This window comes from Thiohalocapsa sp. ML1, assembly GCF_001469165.1.
GTDB lineage: Bacteria > Pseudomonadota > Gammaproteobacteria > Chromatiales > Chromatiaceae > Thiohalocapsa.
Window position 1 is genome coordinate 18,892 of the sequence record NZ_JABX01000033.1, and the last position, 19,275, is coordinate 38,166.

At 68.5% G+C, this 19,275-nt stretch carries 15 protein-coding genes; 1 reads left to right on the forward strand and 14 read right to left on the reverse strand.

From position 1 onward, the window contains the following. Window positions 1-37 precede the first annotated feature (37 nt). The 13 genes from bchJ to bchF form a co-directional block, all read right to left on the reverse strand. The gene (gene bchJ, locus ML01_RS18740) at window positions 38-655 is read right to left on the reverse strand and encodes a bacteriochlorophyll 4-vinyl reductase (protein WP_058556923.1); all 618 of its coding nucleotides are present in this window, start codon (window positions 653-655) and stop codon (window positions 38-40) included. A gap of 142 nt (window positions 656-797) precedes the next feature. Further along, the gene (hemN, locus tag ML01_RS18745) at window positions 798-2,171 is read right to left on the reverse strand and encodes an oxygen-independent coproporphyrinogen III oxidase (protein ID WP_058556924.1); all 1,374 of its coding nucleotides are present in this window, start codon (window positions 2,169-2,171) and stop codon (window positions 798-800) included. Between the two features lie 483 nt (window positions 2,172-2,654). Continuing rightward, window positions 2,655-3,578 (reverse strand): putative photosynthetic complex assembly protein PuhE, encoded by a 924-nt coding sequence (puhE, locus tag ML01_RS18750; RefSeq protein WP_254045312.1) that lies wholly within the window; start codon window positions 3,576-3,578, stop codon window positions 2,655-2,657. A 309-nt stretch (window positions 3,579-3,887) separates the two neighbouring features. Beyond that, on the reverse strand, window positions 3,888-4,346 hold the full coding sequence (gene puhC / locus ML01_RS29700) for a photosynthetic complex assembly protein PuhC (RefSeq protein ID WP_162268060.1): 459 nt from the start codon (window positions 4,344-4,346) through the stop codon (window positions 3,888-3,890). Between the two features lie 64 nt (window positions 4,347-4,410). Beyond that, entirely contained in the window at window positions 4,411-5,100 is a 690-nt protein-coding gene (puhB, locus tag ML01_RS18760; RefSeq protein WP_058556926.1) for a photosynthetic complex putative assembly protein PuhB, read from the reverse strand. Then, complete coding sequence (gene puhA, locus ML01_RS18765) at window positions 5,097-5,867, reverse strand: photosynthetic reaction center subunit H (protein WP_058556927.1); 771 nt, start codon at window positions 5,865-5,867, stop codon at window positions 5,097-5,099. The genes puhB and puhA overlap by 4 nt, the downstream gene beginning before the upstream one ends. 24 nt (window positions 5,868-5,891) lie before the next feature. Next, window positions 5,892-7,346 carry a PucC family protein gene (locus ML01_RS18770; RefSeq protein WP_058556928.1) on the reverse strand — a complete coding sequence of 485 codons (1,455 nt, stop codon included), beginning with the start codon at window positions 7,344-7,346 and terminating at the stop codon, window positions 5,892-5,894. After that, complete coding sequence (bchM, locus tag ML01_RS18775) at window positions 7,343-8,056, reverse strand: magnesium protoporphyrin IX methyltransferase (RefSeq protein WP_058556929.1); 714 nt, start codon at window positions 8,054-8,056, stop codon at window positions 7,343-7,345. Before bchM ends, ML01_RS18770 begins: the two co-directional genes overlap by 4 nt. Window positions 8,057-8,101: 45 nt before the next feature. Then, window positions 8,102-9,061: a ferredoxin:protochlorophyllide reductase (ATP-dependent) iron-sulfur ATP-binding protein gene (bchL, locus tag ML01_RS18780; RefSeq protein WP_216819229.1), complete on the reverse strand. Its 960-nt coding sequence runs from the start codon at window positions 9,059-9,061 to the stop codon at window positions 8,102-8,104. Continuing rightward, on the reverse strand, window positions 9,058-12,804 hold the full coding sequence (locus tag ML01_RS18785) for a magnesium chelatase subunit H (protein WP_058556930.1): 3,747 nt from the start codon (window positions 12,802-12,804) through the stop codon (window positions 9,058-9,060). Before ML01_RS18785 ends, bchL begins: the two co-directional genes overlap by 4 nt. Beyond that, on the reverse strand, window positions 12,779-14,338 hold the full coding sequence (gene bchB, locus ML01_RS18790) for a ferredoxin:protochlorophyllide reductase (ATP-dependent) subunit B (protein WP_058556931.1): 1,560 nt from the start codon (window positions 14,336-14,338) through the stop codon (window positions 12,779-12,781). Before bchB ends, ML01_RS18785 begins: the two co-directional genes overlap by 26 nt. Window positions 14,339-14,348: 10 nt before the next feature. Further along, entirely contained in the window at window positions 14,349-15,578 is a 1,230-nt protein-coding gene (locus tag ML01_RS18795) for a ferredoxin:protochlorophyllide reductase (ATP-dependent) subunit N (RefSeq protein WP_058556958.1), read from the reverse strand. A gap of 68 nt (window positions 15,579-15,646) precedes the next feature. Further along, window positions 15,647-16,171, reverse strand: a complete 525-nt coding sequence (gene bchF / locus ML01_RS18800; RefSeq protein WP_058556932.1) for a 2-vinyl bacteriochlorophyllide hydratase — start codon at window positions 16,169-16,171, stop codon at window positions 15,647-15,649. A 382-nt stretch (window positions 16,172-16,553) separates the two neighbouring features. On the opposite strand from bchF, the gene ppsR reads away from it, so the two are divergent. Continuing rightward, entirely contained in the window at window positions 16,554-17,966 is a 1,413-nt protein-coding gene (ppsR, locus tag ML01_RS18805) for a transcriptional regulator PpsR (RefSeq protein WP_254045313.1), read from the forward strand. A 138-nt stretch (window positions 17,967-18,104) separates the two neighbouring features. On the opposite strand, the gene ML01_RS18810 is transcribed toward ppsR, so the two are convergent. Then, window positions 18,105-18,689: a Uma2 family endonuclease gene (locus ML01_RS18810; protein ID WP_082674435.1), complete on the reverse strand. Its 585-nt coding sequence runs from the start codon at window positions 18,687-18,689 to the stop codon at window positions 18,105-18,107. Between the last annotated feature and the right edge of the window lie 586 nt (window positions 18,690-19,275).

Genomic DNA, 19,275 nt, shown 5'->3' on the forward strand with positions numbered 1-19,275 from the left:
CTCGGCCCTCGGCCCTCGGCCCTCGGCCCTACCGCAGCTACCAGCGCATCTCGAACAGGCAGGCAGGCGCACCTTGCGCCTGGCAGGCCACCTCGCGCACCTCGGTGCGCCGGTGCACCAGGGTCCGAAACAGGCGCTCGAAGGCGCCCGTGTAGAAGTCGCAGACCGGTTCCTGCGCCTGGCTGCCGCGACAAATTGGACAGCCCGCGATGCTGACCTGCACGCTCCGGCCCGCGGGCTTGCTGAACGCGAACTCGCCGCTGCCCGAGAAGGTCCACGCGTGCCGCGCAACGGCCTTGAGCAACATGCGGCTCGCCGGCGCCGCCGGCAGCAGCCGCAGCACCCGCTGCGCCGGCCCCGGGATGCGATGGGCCAGCAGATAATCGCCAGTGCGCAGCCCCGCATCGAATGACACCGCCCGCGCCTCCGTGAGGCCGAGTCGCAGCCGCAACGCGCGCTGCAACGCAATCACCTCCCGCTCGTCGACCATCTGCTCCGGCGGCGCGGCCAGGTAGTGCGCGAGCCCCGCGTCGGCGAACACATCGATCGCGCTGCCGAAGCGGGCGTTCAGCGCCTCGGCGACACGGGTAATGGCGTTCGGACCGATGCGCGCGGGGCTCGCGGCGTTGTTGTCGGGCTGGTGCGGGGTGTTCAACGTGTTGTGGGGCGTCGGTCGGGCTGGTGGCGGCGGTGATGGATGGGCGAGCGCGCAGCCGGGCGGGCGCGGTCGAACAACGACGCCGAACCGCCGCCCGGCATGAGGCCGGCGTCGCGCAGGCGGCGGCAGCCGCGCCGCTTCAGTCGGAATGAGAGAAATGCCAACGCGCTCGGTCCCAGTGGAAATACGCGTCCTGCTCGGTGCAGAGCTCGCGCAGGAAGAACCGACCCGCTTCCGTCACGCGCAACCCGTCCGGCAGCACATCCACAAGACCGTCGCCGGCATAGGCGGCGAGCCGCTTGTACTCGTCGTCGAGGCAGCCGCTGGCCATGGCCAGCGGCAGCTCGAGGTTGCAGATCAGGTGCGAGAGGGCATCGCGCCGACGCCGGTCCAGGTCGCTCAGCTTGTGACCACGATCAACGGCGAGCCGCCCCGCATCGACGCGCTGCTGCCAAAGGGCCAGATCCGGCTGGTTCTGCAAGCAGGTGCCCATGATCTCGCCCACCGCGCCAGCGCCGAGTCCGATCAGGTGCGTGCTCGGCATCGAGGTATAGCCGATGCAGTTGCGATGCAGGCGCCCTTCTGCCTGGGCCTGCGCCAGATCGTCGGTCTCGAGCGCAAAGGTGTCGAGGCCGATCCAGCGATAGCCGGCCTCGGTGAAGCGGGACACGGCGTAGCGGAACAGGTGCTCGCGCTCGGCATTGGTCGGTAGCTCGTGCACGTCGATGGCGTACTGGTGCGCGCCGTCGAGGGTCTGCCGAGCGTAGCCGAAACAGGCGACGCGGTCGGGTGACAGCTCCAGCACCGCCTCGATAGTGCGGGTAAAGGCCGCCTCGGTCTGCAGCGGGAGGCCGTAGATCAGGTCGAAGTTGATGCTGTCGAAGCCGATCTCCCGCGCAAGCCAATACACGTCTCGGATCAGCTCTTCGGACTGGATGCGGCCGATGGCCCGCTGCACATCCGGGTCCAAGTCCTGCACGCCGAAGCTGATGGTGCGATAGCCGAGCGCGTGCAGCAGCTCGAGCTGACCAGCCGAGGCCCGGCGCGGATCGCACTCAATGGAGAGCTCCGTATCGGCAACGATGTGGAAGCGCCGCTCCAGCATCTCGGTGAGCCGGCTCAACTGGGCCTCGCTCAAATAGTTGGGCGTGCCGCCGGCGAGGTGCACCTGAAGCAGGTCGCGGTTGCCGTCGCCGTCGCCGTCAATGCGCGCTGCGATCATCGCCATCTCGCGATCAAGCGTATCCAGGTAGGCATCCATGCGGGCGCTGTCATGGGTGACGGTCGTATTGCACCCGCAATAGAGGCAACGGCCGGCACAGAAAGGGATGTGCACGTAGAGCGACAGCGTGTCCGCGGGCTGTGCCGCGACCTGGGCGAGCGCCCGCGCGTACTCCGCGGGATCGTATTCATGCGCGCCGAGGGCTGGGGGCTGTACGGCATCGAATCGCCTCCCCCTGCCCGTCAGCCGTTGCACAAGATCCGGAGACAGGTGGGCGGAAGCAGTGGACATGGATGGACGGCCTCTGTGGTTGCGGGTGGCTGATAGGCAGGCGCCGCTGGCGCTGCACCCAAAGCACACGAAGTCGGGGCCTTCCTGGCCCGGGAGCGACCCGCCGACACACTCCGTGGCGAAAGCCGCCTGGGCGGCAGCCACATGCCGCCTACGCGCAGAGGGCGGCGGAGTCTTGAGCCGGTATTGTGGACCCTGTCGTCATTCGTCGTTCGCGTTTTTCCCTCACCCGCTCGACTTCCGGCGATGCTGAGCGGGCAGCCCGGAGGCATTCGACCGGGCGCGTGACCGTCCTTCGTTTTGTTGTTGTCGCCGTGAGTCGGCCGCACGGATTGCCGCATGCGGCGAGTGCGCCGGCTGCCACGCCGTCGTGGGGTCGTGGCGATCTAAACTTAGACAAGCCTGGGGGAAGCGTCGTTGATGCAAATCAAGGGGTTTGCCCAAGGCACGCCAACGCGGCGGATCTGGCGATGACCACCACGGTTATGCCCTCCCGGAACCCAAGGCAATCCCGGGGCTCGCATCAGGAAAACCACTAGACGCGACCTGGGCGCGCTTCGCGCTCGACCACCTGGCCGTTCGTCCCGGGTTGTCGGACTCGGTCGGCGGCATCGGCTCCTCCCTCGCACTTGCCGTCGCCGCGGATGCGTCCGCCTCGCTCGGCCCGAGCGCCCAGCGCCAGAGCGCACCATCGGCCACCGGCAACACCAAGAGCCAGTGCTCAAGGATCGCCAGCGCCAGCAGCGTCGCAACGAGCAGCAGGGCGCTTGCGCCGAAGCCCCCCGCCGGCAACGCGAGCGCCCGGTCCACGAGCAGGCACATGATCACCGTCGCGACGCTGACCGATACCGGGAACAGCAGGTTCATCGGGCGCTTCGGCAGATAGCTCGTCAGGAACCGGATGCGCTCCGGCAGCCATTCCTCGTTCAGGTTCGGCACGCCCAGGAACAGGTTCAGCTTGGCGCTCCAGCGCATCAGCCACAGGACCACGAAGGTCCAGGTGCCGACCGGATTCACGCTGCCCCAGGTGATCCAGATCATGAGCGCGCAGGCGGCGACGATGGCCAGCTCGTGGTAGATGCTGGTCGAAAGCGCGAGGCCGAAGCGCCGCCAAAGCGTGCAGCCGTCCGGGCAGGGCGCTTTGCGCGGGCCGGTGATGAAGCCCATGAAGTAGCTCATCTCCATCCAGCCCCAGATGACCACACCCGCTGTAAACGATACATAGACGGCCAGCACCGTCGCCACATCGCGCATGACGAGCAGCACGCCGAAGGCCGCAACCATGGCCAGCGTCGCACCCGCCAAGCTCCACGGATAGGTGCGCTCCGGGCGCTGATCGAGATACAGGATCACGCCGGTGCTGAACCACCAGAGGAACAGCGCGTAGCCGACCGCGATCCCGTACATCAACATCGCGGTGGCGTTTACCGACCCGGCGCGAGGCGCAGACCCGCCCGCGCCGCGGTAGGCTTGGCGGCGGGCAGCGCTCCAGCGGCAGGCAGCGGCGCACGCCAGCTCGTGGCCAAGCTGCAAAGCGTGCGGCAGCCCGCCGACGGCGAAGCCCCATACGGACGGTGCCGCAGCGGGCTATGCGCCGGCAAGGTCGCTTTGGTCATCCGGTTCGTCCTCCAAAATCCGATGCTTGTAGTTATGGACCGCGCAGCAGTGACGAGCACCGCCACCCGCAAGCGCCAACGCCGCGTGGTCAGCACCACCTCACTGCGGGTCTGGCTCCGCGCGGAGCAGGCGGGCGAATGCCTCGGTATTGGTGGGGCCGAAGGCGCGCAGGTCGATGCGCCGGCCGGTCAGCGGATCTTCGAACAACAGCACCCCGCCTTCGCGCAGCGACAGGAGGTAGGGCGCGTCGATCGGCGCGTCGTAGGCCTTGCGCTCACGCACCATGCCGCGCATGACACCGAGCACGAAGCCGTCGATACCGGAGCGCAGCTCGGCGACGGTACCGTTCTCGCCGGCGATCCGCACCACCGCGCCACCGGCGCCGTCGTCGATGAAGACGAGCTCGCGAAGCTCTACCACCGGCGGCAGCGGCGTCTCCGTGCCGCCGACGCCGGTCACCCGAACCAGCGCCGCAGCCAGGATAACGAAGCCGATGAGCAGCGCGGCACCGATCAGGACAGCCCGCGGGAACGGTCGCCCCTCGAAGGGATCACTCACGGACACCCCCTTGCGCTCTGCGCGATCAGGTCCCCCGGCCCACCGGACAGCGCTCGCAGGCTCGTCATCGGCCGGCTGCTTGCGCGGCGTTGAGCGGCGGCGCATGACCACCGCCGTCCTCCGCGGCCGTCCCGCTCGCGGGGTCCCCTTCCCCGGCCTTTTCCATCTGCTCCTCCGCCGTCGCCGCGCGCAGCGCCTCGGCGAGGATGTCTGCGGCCTTGTCAACATCCGGCACGCAACGCAACATCGGTTGCGCGTCGAAGAAGCGCCACGGTCGCACATTCGGCCACATGATCAGGAAATTCACGCTGTGGCCGTCACCCAGCACCATGGGGATGTCTCCGACGCCGTTCGCGTAGCGTCGCAGGCCCGCACTCACGACCGCCTTAAACGGGATGTTGACCGCCATCGGCACGGCGACGCCGAAGCGGATCACGACCCGCCGATCGGTGATGCTGTAGATGGTCGAGCGCGCAAACGCCCACGCCATCAGTGCGAGGATGCCGACTGCCATCAGGCACAGCAAGAGCAACCACAACCCCGACAGCAAAGCCACCTTCACCGACTCGCCCGCTGCCAGCACATAGCCGATGCGGAAGACGATCAGAAGCCCGAAGTAGACGGCGACCGTGCGGACATGAAATGCCCGCACGGCAAGCGCGCCCCACTGGGGCGCGCCCTGCCAAAGGAGCTTCTCACCGTCCGGGAGATGCCCCGGCAAGCCGGGAACCGGCTCATACTCGAACTCACTCACAGATACGGCTCCACCCGATCCGGCGTGGCATACAGCTTGCCGCCGCCCAGATACGCGGAGACCTTATCCTCTTCGGCCAGCGTAATCTGGTCGTAGCTCTTCAGCGTCGGCGCATCCTTGAACTGCGCACCGGTGATGCTCGCGACCTCGATGACGCCCTTCTTGCCGCGCACGTTGCACAGCGGCATCGGGGCCAGCACGCGCTTGCCGCCGGCGTCGATCTCGACGTAGCGGACCTGCGGCTCGGCCGTATCCACCCAGAGCTCCTTGCAGACACCGCCCTGCTGGCCGTCGCAGCCGATGACCGGCCAGCCGCGCGGATCTGGGTCACTCTTGGCGACGCTGAAATGCTTGGCAACCCGCAACGGGCGGATACGCGGCTCGCCGGCCTCGGTCAGGTCGGGCGAGTCCGCACGCACGGCGTAGGAGCCGGGGCCGACGGCGGCCAGCATCGGGTTGCCGGTGGGCGTCAACGCAGCACCAGGGAAGGGGGCGATGGGCTTGGCGTTCAGCTTGTACTGCGCAGGCTCCGGACCCGGCTTGATCACAACGGCGCCGGTGTGTTGCAGCTTGAAGGTTTTCGGCTTCGGCAGCGGCGGGAAGCCCTCCATCAGCGTCGTGCGACCCATCCGCTGCGACTCCACCGGATAGCCTTCCCGCTTGTCTTCCTGGCGGATGTAGAAGATCAGCGCGAAGAAGAAGAACCAAAACACATACAGCACGAGCTGCGCGACATCGATGTAGTTGGTGATGGCACCGACAGGCATGGGATACCTCCATTGGCCGGATGACTAGGGCAGCTCGGTAATGCCGAACCGCGATGATGACCGCGCACCATTGCCGCCGCCGTGGGTGACCAGCGGCCCGATTGCGATCAGGGTAGCGAACAGTAAGACGATCTCCAGGTGATAGACGACGGCGTAGCCCACGGCCGGACCCATCAGCACGGGTCCGAAAACCCCTTCGGCGGCGAACATCCCGATCAGGTCGCGCAACGCCCCGCCGAAGGCGACCGCGACACCGTACGCAGTGGCCTGCACCGCGCCCCAAGCGCCGAGCGCAAGACCGCTGTGCCCGCCTTCGGCCAGTTCCATGGCCGCGGTGAGCGTACCGACGGCGAAGAGTCCGCCGCCGAAACCGATGAGCAGGGTGCCGACCCGGAACAGCCAAGATGAGCCCAGCGGATCGGAAAAGATGACGGCCGTGAACGCGACGATGCCGATCAACACGCCGTTGGCGGCGAGCCGGTGGGTCTCGGCACCGCGCGTCAGCGAGCGCGCCGCCAGGCCGAAGGCCACGAGCGTCCCGAAGGCCCAGATGGCCGTGAGCCGCGTCGTCTCCGCCACGGTGAGCCCGAGCACCTGCGCGCCGTAGGGCTCGAGCAGGATCTCCTGCATCGTAAAACCCGCGGTGCCCAGGCCGAGCGCGATCAAGAGCCGCTTGGATCGACCGGCCGCCAGGAAGGCGCGCCAGGTGGCGAGGAAGCGCGGCCGCGGCTTGCCCGACTCGCGCTCGCGCCGCATCTCCGCCGCGCGCTCCCGATCCCAGCGCTCCTGCTTCCAGAGTGCCACCACGTTGAGCACGATGGTGAGCACCGCGGCGCCCTGGATGACCTGGATCAGGCGCATCTCGCTAAAGTCCGTCAGCAGCAGGCCGAACAGCAGCGCACTGGCGAGCATGCTGAGCTGAAGCGCGACGAACAGCAGCGCCACCACGCGCGGGCGGCTCATCTTCGGCGCGATATCGGTGGCGAGCGCGAGCCCCGCGGTCTGTGTGGTGTGCAGTCCCGCGCCGGCGAGCAGGAAGGCCATGGCAGCGCCGAGCTGGCCGACGATGGGCGGCGCATTGCCACCCTCCGAGAGCAGCAGCAGCGCAAAGGGCATGCAGGCGAGGCCGCCGAACTGCATCAGGCTGCCGAACCAAAGGTACGGAATCCGGCGCAGCCCAAAGGCGGAGCGATGGTGATCGGACCGGAAGCCGATGAGCGCGCGCATCGGCGCAAACAGCACCGGCAGCGCCACCATCAGCGACACCAGCCACACCGGCACGCCCATCTCGACGACCATGACCCGGTTCAGTGTGCCGTAGAGCAGCACCATGGTCATGCCGACGGAGCCCTGGAACAGCGCGAGTCGCAGCAGCCGCGGCAGCGGCAGCTCGGCGGTGGCGGCATCCGAGAAGGGCAGGATCCGCGGCACCAGATCCCGCATCAGCCAGCGCCTGAGCTCGGCCGGATAGGCGGTCATGGGCCGATCAGCTCCATCGCCTGCGAGGTGTAGAAGCCGCGCTGGATCAGCCGCGTGCGACCGACCTGCCAGCCCTGCGGACCGAGCTTGGCCTCGATGCCGCGGCGCAACGTGCGCTCCGCGACGGGCACGATGGCCGGCGAGCGGTCACCGCGCGGGAACCACTGCCCGACCGCGTGCATCAGCGCCAACAGCGGCGTGCGCGGTGCAAAGGTGAAGAGGCAGCGCTCCGTGGCGCGGGACGCGAGCCCGGCGATGGCCCCCAGGGCATCCGCGCGCTCGTAATGGATGACGCTGTCCATGGACACAACATAGTCGAAGTGCGCGGCGGCGGTAGGTCCGCCCGACGCGAGCATGTCGCCGACGAGGAAGTCCACCTGCCCGGCAAACTCCGCCGGCAACCGCTCGCGGGCGTTCTCGACCAGCGTCGGCGATAGATCCACGGCCGTGACCTCCGCCCCGCGCCGCGCCGCCTCCAGCGACAGCATGCCGGTGCCGCAGCCCGCGTCCAGGAGCCGCTTGCCGGTCAGGTCGGCGGGCAGCCAGCCGAGCAGCGTCGCGCGCATCTCGTCGCGCCCGGCGCGCACAGTGGCGCGGATGCCGCTGACGGGGGCATCGGATGTGAGGCGCTTCCAGGTCTCGGCCGCGGTGCGGTCGAAATAGGCCTCCACTTCGCTACGGCGCGCTGTGTAAGACGTGCTTTGTTGCATCGGTGTCTTGTCTGGCGCGGATGGCTGGTCGCTCAAGCGCTGCCCTCAGTCGAAGCCCAGGAAATCGAACAGGTCGCGGTCGCGCATCGGGGTCACCGACATGGGCTCGGTGCCCGCCAGCAGCGCCGCGGCGAGCTGTAGGTATTGCTGCTGCGCCAGCTCCACGTCCGGGCAGCGCTCCATCTCAAACAGCGTCGCCTTCTTGAGCCGGGAGCGGCGGATCACATCGAGATTCGGCAGGTGCGCCATGGTCCGCAGGCCCACCGCCTCGTTGAAGCGATCGATCTGATCCGTCTCGGCGCTGCGGTTGGCGATGACGCCGCCGATGCGGACCTTGTAGTTCTTGGCCTTGGCCAGGATGGCCGTGGCGATGCGGTTCATCGCGAAGATCGAGTCAAAGTCGTTGGCCGTGACGATGAGCGCGCGGTCGGCGTGCTGCAGCGGGGCGGCAAAGCCGCCGCAGACCACGTCGCCGAGCACATCGAAAATCACGACGTCGGTATCGTCGAGCAGGTGGTGCTGCTTGAGGAGCTTTACGGTCTGGCCGACCACGTAGCCGCCACAGCCGGTGCCGGCCGGCGGCCCCCCCGCCTCCACGCACATGACGCCGTTGTAGCCCTCGTAGACGAAGTCGTCGAGGCGCAGCTCCTCGGGGTGAAAATTCACGGACTCCAGCACGTCGATGACCGTCGGCACCAGGCACTTGGTCAGCGTGAAGGTGCTGTCGTGCTTCGGGTCGCAGCCGATCTGCAAGACGCGCTGGCCGAGCTTCGAGAAGGCCACGGACAGGTTCGAGCTGGTGGTGCTCTTGCCGATGCCGCCCTTGCCGTAGACGGCGAAGACCTTGGCCTTGCCGATGTTCACGTCCGGGTCGAGCTGTACCTGCAGGCTACCCTCGCCGTCCAGGCGCGGGTCGAGCTTCGGCCTGGCGGCGGCGCGGCCCGCCGCGGCGGCAGCGCCGCCGCCGCCGCCGAAAATGGTGCTTGGAAGGTCGTCTAAGGTCACGCGGCCACCCCTTCGGTGATGCCTTCCAGGCGGTCTTCGAGCTCTTCACCGGCGCGACGCAGGGCCTCCAGCGTCGCGGCATCCGGCTGCCAGTAGTTGCGCTCGTGCGCCTCCAGAAGCCGGTTCGCGACCTTTGCGGACGCGGTGGGGTTGAGCGCCGCGAGCCGCTCGCGCATCTGCTCGTCCAGCACGAAGGTCTCGGTCATGCGCTGATAGACCCAAGGCGCCACCTGGCCCGTGGTCGCGGACCAGCCCATGGTGTTGGTGACATGCACCTCGATCTCGCGCACGCCCTCGTAACCGTGCTTTAGCATACCCTCATACCACTTGGGATTGAGCATGCGGGTGCGCGTCTCGAGCGCCACCTGCTCGGCCAGCGTGCGCACCTTGCCGTCGCCGCGGGTCTGATCGCCGATGTAGACCGGCACGGACTTGCCCTTCGATGAGCTCACCGCGCGGCTGATGCCGCCCAAGGTGTCGAAGTAGTGATCGACCGTGGTGACGCCGAGCTCGACGGAGTCGAGGTTCTGATACGCCAACTGCACGTCGCCGAGCACGGACTTGAGCAGATCGGTCTGCTTCACCGGCACGCCGGAGCGCCCGTAGGCGAAGCACTTGCGCCTGGTGTAGGTCTCGGCCAGCTCGTCCTCGTCGTCCCAGCCGCTGTTGTCGATGAGATGGTTGACGTTGGAGCCGTAGGCACCGTCGGCGTTGCTGAACACGCGCAGCGCCGCCGTCTCCATGTCGCAGCCGTTGGCCTCCTGGTAGGCCAGCGCATGCTTGCGCACATAGTTCTGCTCGACGGGCTCCTCGGCGATCGCTGCGAAGTACGACGCCTCGGCCAGCATCTGGGTCTGCAACGGCAGCAGATCGCGGAAGATGCCCGACAGCGTCATCACCACATCGATGCGCGGGCGGCCGAGCACCTCAAGCGGGATCAGCTCCGCGCCGCAGACGCGCCCGTAGCTGTCGAGCCTGGGCTTGGCGCCGATCAGCGCCAGCGCCTGGGCGATGGGGCCACCCTCGGTCTTTAGGTTATCGGTGCCCCAGAGCACCAGGGCAATAGACTCCGGCAGCGGGTTGCCGTCCTCGCGGTGGCGGTCGAGCAGGAGCTGGGCATGCTTCGCGCCTTCCCGCACCGCGAAGACGCTCGGCAGGCGGAACGGGTCGAAGCCGTGCAGATTGCGCCCGGTGGGCAGGATCTCCGGCGTGCGCAGCAGGTCGCCGCCCGGCGCCGGGCGCACGAAGCGGCCTTCGAGCGCGCGCAGGATTGCGGGCGTTTCGTGATCCTCGGACATGAGCTTGTCATAGCCGGCCAAGTCGGCCATGAGCTTCATGTTGTCCTCGGTGACATCCATGCCGCCCTTCTGCAAGGCCAGCGCCGGCGCGCCGCCGCCGACCAGCGCGGCGACGGCCTCGCGGGTCACCTGGCGCGGCACGCAACCCTCGGTCCTGCCCTCGGCGACGGCCAGCAGCAGATCCACGCGCTCCTCGGCGCTCGGCGGCTCGCCGACCACGTGCAGGCCGTGCGGGATCAGCGTGTACTCCAGCTCCAGCAGCTCGTCGTTGAGCCTGGTGATGCGGGCCTCGGACTCGGCGTTCCAGTCGGCCTCCCCGTCGGCAGCCAGCTCGGCGAGATCCACCTCGGCGGCCTGCGCCTGGATCAGGGCAGCCAGCTCGTTGCGCTCCGCCACCGGCGCGTCCGGCCCCAGCGTGCGCCAGCGCTCGATGGACGCCTTGAGATCCGACAGCCCGCGATAGAGCCCGGCGTTGGCGATGGGCGGCGTCAGGTAGCTCACCAGCGTGGCGGCGGCGCGGCGCTTCGCGATGGTGCCCTCGGAGGGGTTGTTCGACGCGTACAGATACAGGTTCGGCAGATCGGCGATGAGCCGGTCCGGCCAGCACGCCCCGGACAGGCCCGCCTGCTTGCCGGGCATGAACTCCAGCGCCCCGTGGGTGCCGAAGTGCAGCACGGCGTTGGCGCCGAAGTCCTCGCGCAGGAAGCGATAAAAGGCGCTGAAGGCGTGCGTCGGCGTGAAGCCCTTATCGAAAAGCAACCGCATCGGGTCGCCCTCGTAGCCGAAGCTCGGCTGCACGCCGACGAAGACGTTGCCGAACTGCTCCCCGAGCACGAACAGCGACGCGCCGTCGGAGAGCTGCTTGCCGGGCGCCGGCCCCCACTGACCCTCGATCTCGGCGAGGTAGGGCTCGCGCTGCACATGGTCATCGGTCGGGATGCGCGTGTAGACGTTGGCATGGGCGCCGAACTGCGCGCCGTTGCCGTTGATGATGCGCTCGCGCAGCTCATCCACGTCCGTCGGCAGATCAACGCTGTAGCCCGCCCGCTGCATCGCTCTGAGCGTGTTGAACACAGACGCGAACACGGCGAGATAGGCCGCGGTGCCGGTGTTGCCCGCGTTGGGCGGGAAGTTGAACAGCACCAGCGCCACCTTGCGCTGCGACGTCGGCGTCATGCGCAGCGCCACCAGCCGCTCGACGCGGCCCGCCAGCGCGTTGGCGCGCTCCGGATGCGGCTGCATGTCGCGGGAGTGGTCCGCCGGGGCCTCCGCCGAGCGACCGCCGAAGACCATGGGGCCGGTGGAGCCGTCGAGCTCGGGGATGGCGACCATCATCGTCGCTTCCACCGGCATCAGCCCGCGCTCGGAGGCCTGCCACTGCTCCAGGGTCTGGAACTCCACCGGATGCGCGGCCAGGTAGGGCACGTCCAGCTCGGCGAGCACCTCCTGCGCGGCGGCGGCGTCGTTATAGGCGGGACCGCCCACCAGCGAGAAGCCGGTCAGCGACACGACCGCATCGACGCAGGGCTTGCCGCCCTTCAAGAAGAACTGCTGCACCGCCGGGCGCGCATCAAGGCCGCTCGCGAAGGCCGGGATCACCCGCAGCCCGCGCGCCTCCAGCGCATCGATGACGCCGTCGTAATGGCCGGTGTTGCCGGCGAGCACGTAGGAGCGCATGACCAGCAGCCCAACCGTGCCCTTGACGTTCTTCTTGGTGGGCAGGCGACTCACCTGGTCGGTGATGCGGCCCTTCATGCGCGGGTGGAACAGGCCCACGTCCGGGTACTCGGCGGGGGCCTCGGCCTTGACCTTGCCGCGCAGCACCGCGCGCGGGCCGTCCGCGAAGCGCCCGACGAGGTGGCGGACCAGGTTCGCGATGTTCTCATCGGAGCCCGCGAGCCAGTATTGGAGCACCAGGAAGTAGCTGCGCACGTCCTGGGCGGTGCCCGGGATGAAGCGCAGGATCTTCGGAATGCGCCGCAGCATCGCCATCTGCTTGGCGCCGTCGCTGGCGTTCTTCTCGGTGCTCTTCTTGGTCCCGCGCAGGCGCTTGAGCAGCGCCATGGGCCCGCTCTGGGAGCCGTCCATCGTGAACTTGCCAATGCGCGTCAAGCGCATGACCTCGCCCGCGGACATGCAGCCGACCATGGCGTCGCAGAGGTCACGACGCGCCTGCAGCGCCGGCAGCACCGCTTTGATGTGATCGTCCATGAACAGCATGCTGGCGATGATGATGTCGCCCTGGGCGATGTCCGCCTTGCATTCTTCCAACAGCCTCGGGTCGTCGTCCCATTCCGCCGCGGCGTGCAGCGTCAGGTTCAGCCCCGGCATGTCTTTGCGCAGCGACGGGCGTGCGCGCTCGACGGCGCCGGCCAGATGGCTGTCCAGCGTGACGATGACGACGTTGACGGGTGGGTTGTCAGCGGCCGAAGTGGGCTTTGGCATCGTACAGGGTCTCAATCGTTATGGTCGCCACGCCGCTTTCCCGGGCGTAGCGCTCTGTGTTTCGGCGGGCCTTGCCGCGGACGAAGAAGGGAATCTTCCGGAGCTCGCGCTCCGCATCCATGTCCCAGATCAGTTCTTCGTCGCTCACGTCCGCCGGCGCATCATCGGCGGGCGCAGTAGCCCTAGTTTCGGCACCGCCCCGCGTTGCCGCGGGCCCCAGATGCGACGGTGCCGCCTCGTCGTGAAACTCGATGTCCTCGCGGAACATCGTGATCAGGTGCTCCTCCAGACCCATCATCAGCGGGTGGACCCAGGTGTCGAAGAGCACGTTGGCGCCCTCGAAGCCCATTTGCGGGGCATAGCGCGCCGGAAAGTCCTGCACGTGCACGGGCGCCGAGATCACCGCGCACGGGATCCCCGCGCGTTTGGCGATGTGGCGCTCCATCTGCGTGCCGAGGACCAGCTCCGGGGCCAGCTCCAGCACCCGCGCCTCGACCTCCAGATAGTCGTCGGTGATCAGCGGCTCGAGGCCGTATTGCTCCGCCGCTGCCCTAAGCTCGCGGGTGAATTCGCGCGAATAGGTGCCGAGCCCCACCACGTCGAAGGCGAGCTCTTCGGTGGCGACGCGGGCCGCGGCGATGGCGTGGGTCGCGTCGCCGAAGATGAACACGCGCTTGCCCGTGAGATAGGTCGAATCCACCGAGCGCGAGTACCAGGGCAGCCGCGTCTGCGCGGCGGCCAAGGCCGGGGCCGGGTCGACGCCGGCCAGCGCCGCCGCCTCGCGCAGGAAGTCCACGGTGGCGCCGACGCCGATGGGCACGATGCGCGTCCACGGTTGCTTGAACATGCGCTCCAGCCAAGCGCAGGTCTCGTGCGCGATCTCCGGATACAGGCAGACATTGAAGTCCGCCTCCGGCAGCCGCAGCAGGTCCGCCGGCGAAGCACCAGCCGGCGCGACGACGTTGACCTCAATGCCCAGAGAGCCGAGCAGCTTCGTCACCTCGGTGATGTCGTCGCGGCAGCGAAAGCCGAGCGCCGTGGGGCCAAGCAGGTTCGCCTTCGGCGCGCCCTGCCCGCGCTCCGGCAGCGGACGCCCGCGCAGCAGCGCGCGCACCAGCGAGAAGAAGGTCTCGGCCGCGCCCCAGTTCTCCTTGCGCGTGTAGGCCGGCAGCTCCAGCGGCACCACCGGGATGCCCAAGTCCATGCCCTCGGCCAGCGCGCCCGGCTGGTCCTGGATCAGCTCCGCGGTGCAGGCCTCGCCCACCAGCAGGGCCTGCGGCCGAAACCGCTCCACCGTCTCCCGCAGGGTCCGCTGCACCAGTCCGGCCGTGTCGCCGCCGAGGTCCCGGGCCTGGAAGCTGGTATAGGTCACGGGTGGGCGCTTGGCATTGCGCGCGATCATCGTGAACAACAGGTCCGCGTAGGTGTCGCCCTGCGGTGCGTGCAGCACGCAGTGCACATCGCGCATGGAGGCCGCAATGCGCATCGCGCCCATGTGCGGCGGTCCTTCGTAGGTCCAGACAGTAAGCTGCATGGCCGGGACCTCAGAACGCGAGCCGCGCACGGCGATTGAGCGGGCGGGCGAACAGCTCCGCCAAGTCCGGCGCCTGGTCGAAGCCGTGCACCGGCGAGAACACCAGCTCGATGGACCACTTGGTCGTGAGCCCCTCGGCCTCCAGCGGATTCGCGAGGCCGAGGCCACACACGGTCAGGTCCGGCCGGTCGGCGCGCAGGCGATCGAGCTGCGCCTCCACGTCCTGGCCTTCGGACAGGCGCTCAGGTGCCGGCAACAGCGCCAGCTCCGGCCCCAGCATGCGCCGATCCAGATAGGGCACGGCCACCTCGACGAGCTGCATGCCGCACTCTCTGGCCAGGAAGCGCCCGAGCGGGATCTCAAGCTGCGAGTCCGGCAGGAAGCTGATGCGCTTGCCGGCGAGCTGCTCGCGATAGCGCGCGAGGCCGCGCTCGGCCCGGGCCATCGGCGCCGCGCAGACGTCCTGCACGCGGGCGTCCGGGATGTCGAAGGCGGCTGCGGCGGCGCCGAGCCAGGCGCGGGTGCCCTCGACGCCGAAGGGATAGGGCGCCTCAATCAGCGTCGCCCCACGTTCGGCGAGCGCGGCGACGGTGTCGCCGACGAAGGGCTGCGCCGCCAGCACCCGGGTGCCCGCCCCCACCGGCGGCAGCTCGGACGCCCGGCGCGGGGGCAGGAAGTGCACCGGCGCGATGCCGATGGCGTCGAACAGCCGGCAGAATTGATCTTCGACGATATCCGGCAACGTGCCGACGACGAGCAGTGCCGGCGCATCGGCTGCGGGCATCTCGCGCACCAGCGCCGTGAGGCAGGTGTCTTCGCCCTGGGTGAAAGTGGTCTCGATGCCGCTGCCGGAGTAGGCCAGGATGCGCACGCGGCCCTGCTGGTTGCGGCTCAGGCGCTCGGCGGCGGTGTCGAGGTCGAGCTTGATGACCTCCGACGGGCAGGAGCCCACCAGGAACAGCGTGCCGATGTCCGGGCGGCGCGCCAGCAGCTCGGCGACGACGCGGTCCAGCTCATCGTTGCAGTCCGCCATGCCGGCGAGGTCGCGGTCCTGAAGAATGGCCGTGGCGAAGCGCGGCTCCGCGAAGATCATGACGCCCGCCGCGGATTGCAGCAGATGGGCGCAGGTGCGCGAGCCGACGACCAGGAAGAACGCGTCTTGGATCTTGCGATGCAGCCAGACGATGCCGGCCAGGCCGCAGAACACTTGCCGCTGGCCGCGCTCGCGCAGCAGCGGCACCGCACCGCCGCCGACGGCGAGCGTGCACTGCGCCGGATCGACGCTCGCCGCAACAGCACCGGAACTGCTCACTCGGCGCCCCCCAGCGCCTCGGCGGGGCGGCCGGCACCCTCGCGCGCCTGCTGCAGCCGTGCCGCACGCAGCTTGAGTAGGAACTGCGTTGCGTTGATGACATAGGCGGCATAGGCCGCGAGCGCCAGCAGCATCTGCCCGCGCACATCGAGCCAGCCCGTGAACAACACGATCAGATAGGCCGTGTGCAGCGCCAGCACCAGCATGCTGAACACGTCCTCCCAGAAAAAGGCATGGGCAAACAGCCACTTGCCGAAGACCACCTTCTCCCAGATGGAGCCGGTGATCATGATGGTGTAGAGGGTCAACGTCTTGACGACAATCGATACCGTCGCCGCCAGTTCACCGTTGCCGGTGGCCAGGTAACGCAGAACCAGAATCAGGCTTACGATAAAGATGAGGAACTGGAGCGGCGCAAGCACGCCCTGCACCAGCGTCCAGACGCTTCTATCGCGACGCTCACGTTCGGCCGGTGTATAGAGCGGCTGATCCCGGTCATGCCGCGCCTCGCGCTGACGCATTACCCTCCCCTCTCAGTTCTGAGCGTGCCTTGATGTTCTCAGGAATCTAGTCCGCTTAACCGCTGCTGTCAACTCGGCTTAACGTAAACCGAACTTGACATATCCCTCCAACGCGTCTAACTAATACAGGGTGTCGCTGCACCGGGCCGCGGACTGTTCCGCGCAGCCCTGGTTGCGGCCGATGGCATCGCGCCCAGCGCCGCCGAGGTCCCTGTGCCCTGCTGCATCGCGGCCGCTTTACCACAGTTTTTGCACGGAATTGGATGCCGTGTCGGCGCCGCCCCGTCGGCCGTCTGCGTGAGGAACGGGTCGACCGGCGGCATCCCGCCGCGGGCTTTCGCGGCCCGCTCGCGCGGCTTACAGCATAGGGTCGGGAGTTATCGTGAAGCCCTTTGATGCCCCAGAGGCGGCCCTTGGCGACATCGGCAGCGACTTCATGGCGGCCTTGCTGGGGGCCGCGGCGGACATCTCGATCATCCTCGACAACGAGGGCACCATCCGTGACCTCGCCTACGGCAGCGACGAGCTGTCGTCGGAGATCGGGGACGATTGGATCGGCCGCCGCTGGGCCGACACCGTCACGGCCGAGAGCCGTCCGCGCGCGCTGTCGCTGCTCGCCGAGGCCTCGCCCGATCCGACGGCGCCGCAGCGCCAGCAGGTAAGCCACGTCTCGCGCAGCGGCGCCGAGCTGCCGGTGCGCTATTTCGTCGCCAGGCTCGATGCGCGGCACCTCATCGCCGTCGGGCACAACCTGCAAGGCATCGCCGCGCTGCAGCAGCGTTTGGTTGACGCCCAGCAATCTTTGGAGCGCGACTACTGGCGGCTGCGCCAGCTCGAGACGCGCTACCGGCTCCTGTTCCGCTCCGCCACCGATGCCATCGTCATCCTGGACCCCGACAGCGGCAAGGTCGTCGAGGCCAACCCGGCAGCGTCGCTGCTGCTGGCCGCGGACTCGCGCCGCCTGGTGGGGCGCGCCTTCCCGGACGGCTTTGACGAGGCCGGCACGCGGGCCATCCAATCGCTGATCGCGGGCGTGCGCGCCGCCGGCCGCGCCAACGACGTGCGCGCGCGCCAACGCTCCGGCACGGAGTTCCAGGTGAGCGGTGCGCCGGTGCGCCAGGAGAGCGCGTCGCTGATCCTGCTCCGGCTCTCGCCGGTGGACGCCGAGGGGCACAAACAGGCCGCCGCGGAGCCGCGCTCGCGGCTCGCCCGCATGGTCGAAAAGGCCCCGGACGGCATCGTGCTGACCGGCCAGGACGGGCGCATCCTGAGCGCCAACACCGCCTTTTTGGACCTGGCCCAGCTCACCACCGAGGATCAGGCGCGCGGTGAGTCGCTGGACCGCTGGCTCGGGCGCCCGGGCGTGGACCTCAACGTGCTCATCGCCAATCTGCGCCAGCACGGCGCCGTGCGGCTCTTTGCGACACAGGTCCGCTCGGAGCTCGGCGCGAGCAGCGAGGTGGAGATCTCCGCCGTCTCCATCCACAACGGCGAGCAGCCGAGCTTCGGCTTCATCATCCGCAACGTGGACCGGCGCGTGTCCGCCGACGGCGGCGGCGAACGCGCGCTGCCGAGCTCCATCGAGCACCTGACGGAGCTCGTCGGCCGCGTGCCGCTCAAGGAGGTCGTGCGCGAATCCACGGACATGATCGAGCGCCTCTGCATCGAGGCCGCGCTGGAGCTCACCGGCGACAACCGCGCCAGCGCCGCCGAGCTGCTGGGCCTGAGCCGCCAGAGCCTGTACGTGAAGCTCCGCCGCTACGGCCTGAGCGAGCCCGGCGTGGAAAGCGACTAGCGAGGCAGAGCCTCAGACCGACCAGGGCACGGCGCCTCTGGCCAAGGGCCAAGGGCCAAGGGCCAAGGGCCGAGGGCCAAGGGCCAAGGGCCGAGGCGGGCTCCCTTGGCCCTCGGCCCTTTTGCCTGCAAGCGCCGTCTACCAGATCGCTGCGACCGCCAGCCGCAGGCCCGGCAACAGCACCGGGCTTACAACCTCCGACGGCTCCGGCCGCAGGATCAGCCGGTAGCCATCCGGCCCGGGCTCCCGGTACATCTCCAGGCGGCGATGTTGCAAGTCGATGAGCCAGACCTCCGGGACGCCGTGGGCAGCGTACAGCGGCACCTTGACCTCCCGGTCATAGCGCAACGAGGTATCGCAGATCTCGATGACCAAGAGCGTGTCGGCGGGTGTTGGATTCGCACCCGCGTAGAAGTCTTCGCGGGGGCGCAGCAGCATGAGATCCGGCTCGGGCTCCGAATCCGGGTGCAGCGTGAGCGGGTCCTGCACGGCGACGAGGGCATCGCTCCCGGCAGCCAGGGTCAGCACGCGGTTCAGCCGTTTGTTCTTGCCGGTATGCTCCGACTTGATGGGCGGCAGCGCGCGCAGCTCTCCTTCGATCAGCTCGACGCGATCGTCTTCATCGAAGATTCCGGCATCGATCATCCGGTGGTAAGCGTCCACCCCCAAGCGGAACGCCGAACGCAGCTCCGCCATGGTTTGGCGCGTGTGGACAGCGGGCATGCTGGAAACTTCCGGGGATCATGGCGGGCACAACCCACGGCTTGGCGCGACCCGCGTCGGATGACCGAAACGATAGCATGAGGGCCGAGGGCCAAGGCCGAAGGCGAATTCCGCGAACATCCATTCCCAACTCGTGACACCGCTCCTGCGGTGTCACGGCCTCTTGGCGCTCTGCGCCGCTCCACCGAGGCAACTTTTGGTGTCCGCCTCAAGCGCGGTGGGCGCAGAGCGCCGAAGACCGCGTGACGCCGCGGGCGGTGCGATGGGCACGCTATCGATGGCACGGTAGGAACGCATCGGGAAATCGCCTAAGGCCCAAGGCAGACCTCCTCGGCCCTTGGCCCTCGGCCCTTTGGTTCGCTTGCGGCAACGAGCGGGCGGCGCAAGACGACGCTCCGGAGTGGCGAGTGTTGACTGGAGTGCTGACTGGAGTGCTGACTGGAGTGTTGACTGGAGTGTTGACCTCCAGGTCAACACGGCGACAGCGCGGGATGCACCAAATGGCTTGACGGCGCCGAATGTTTGCAGATGACTCAAGTTTCAGGATCGACACGGCGGTTGCAGGCAAAAGGGCCGAGGGCCGAGG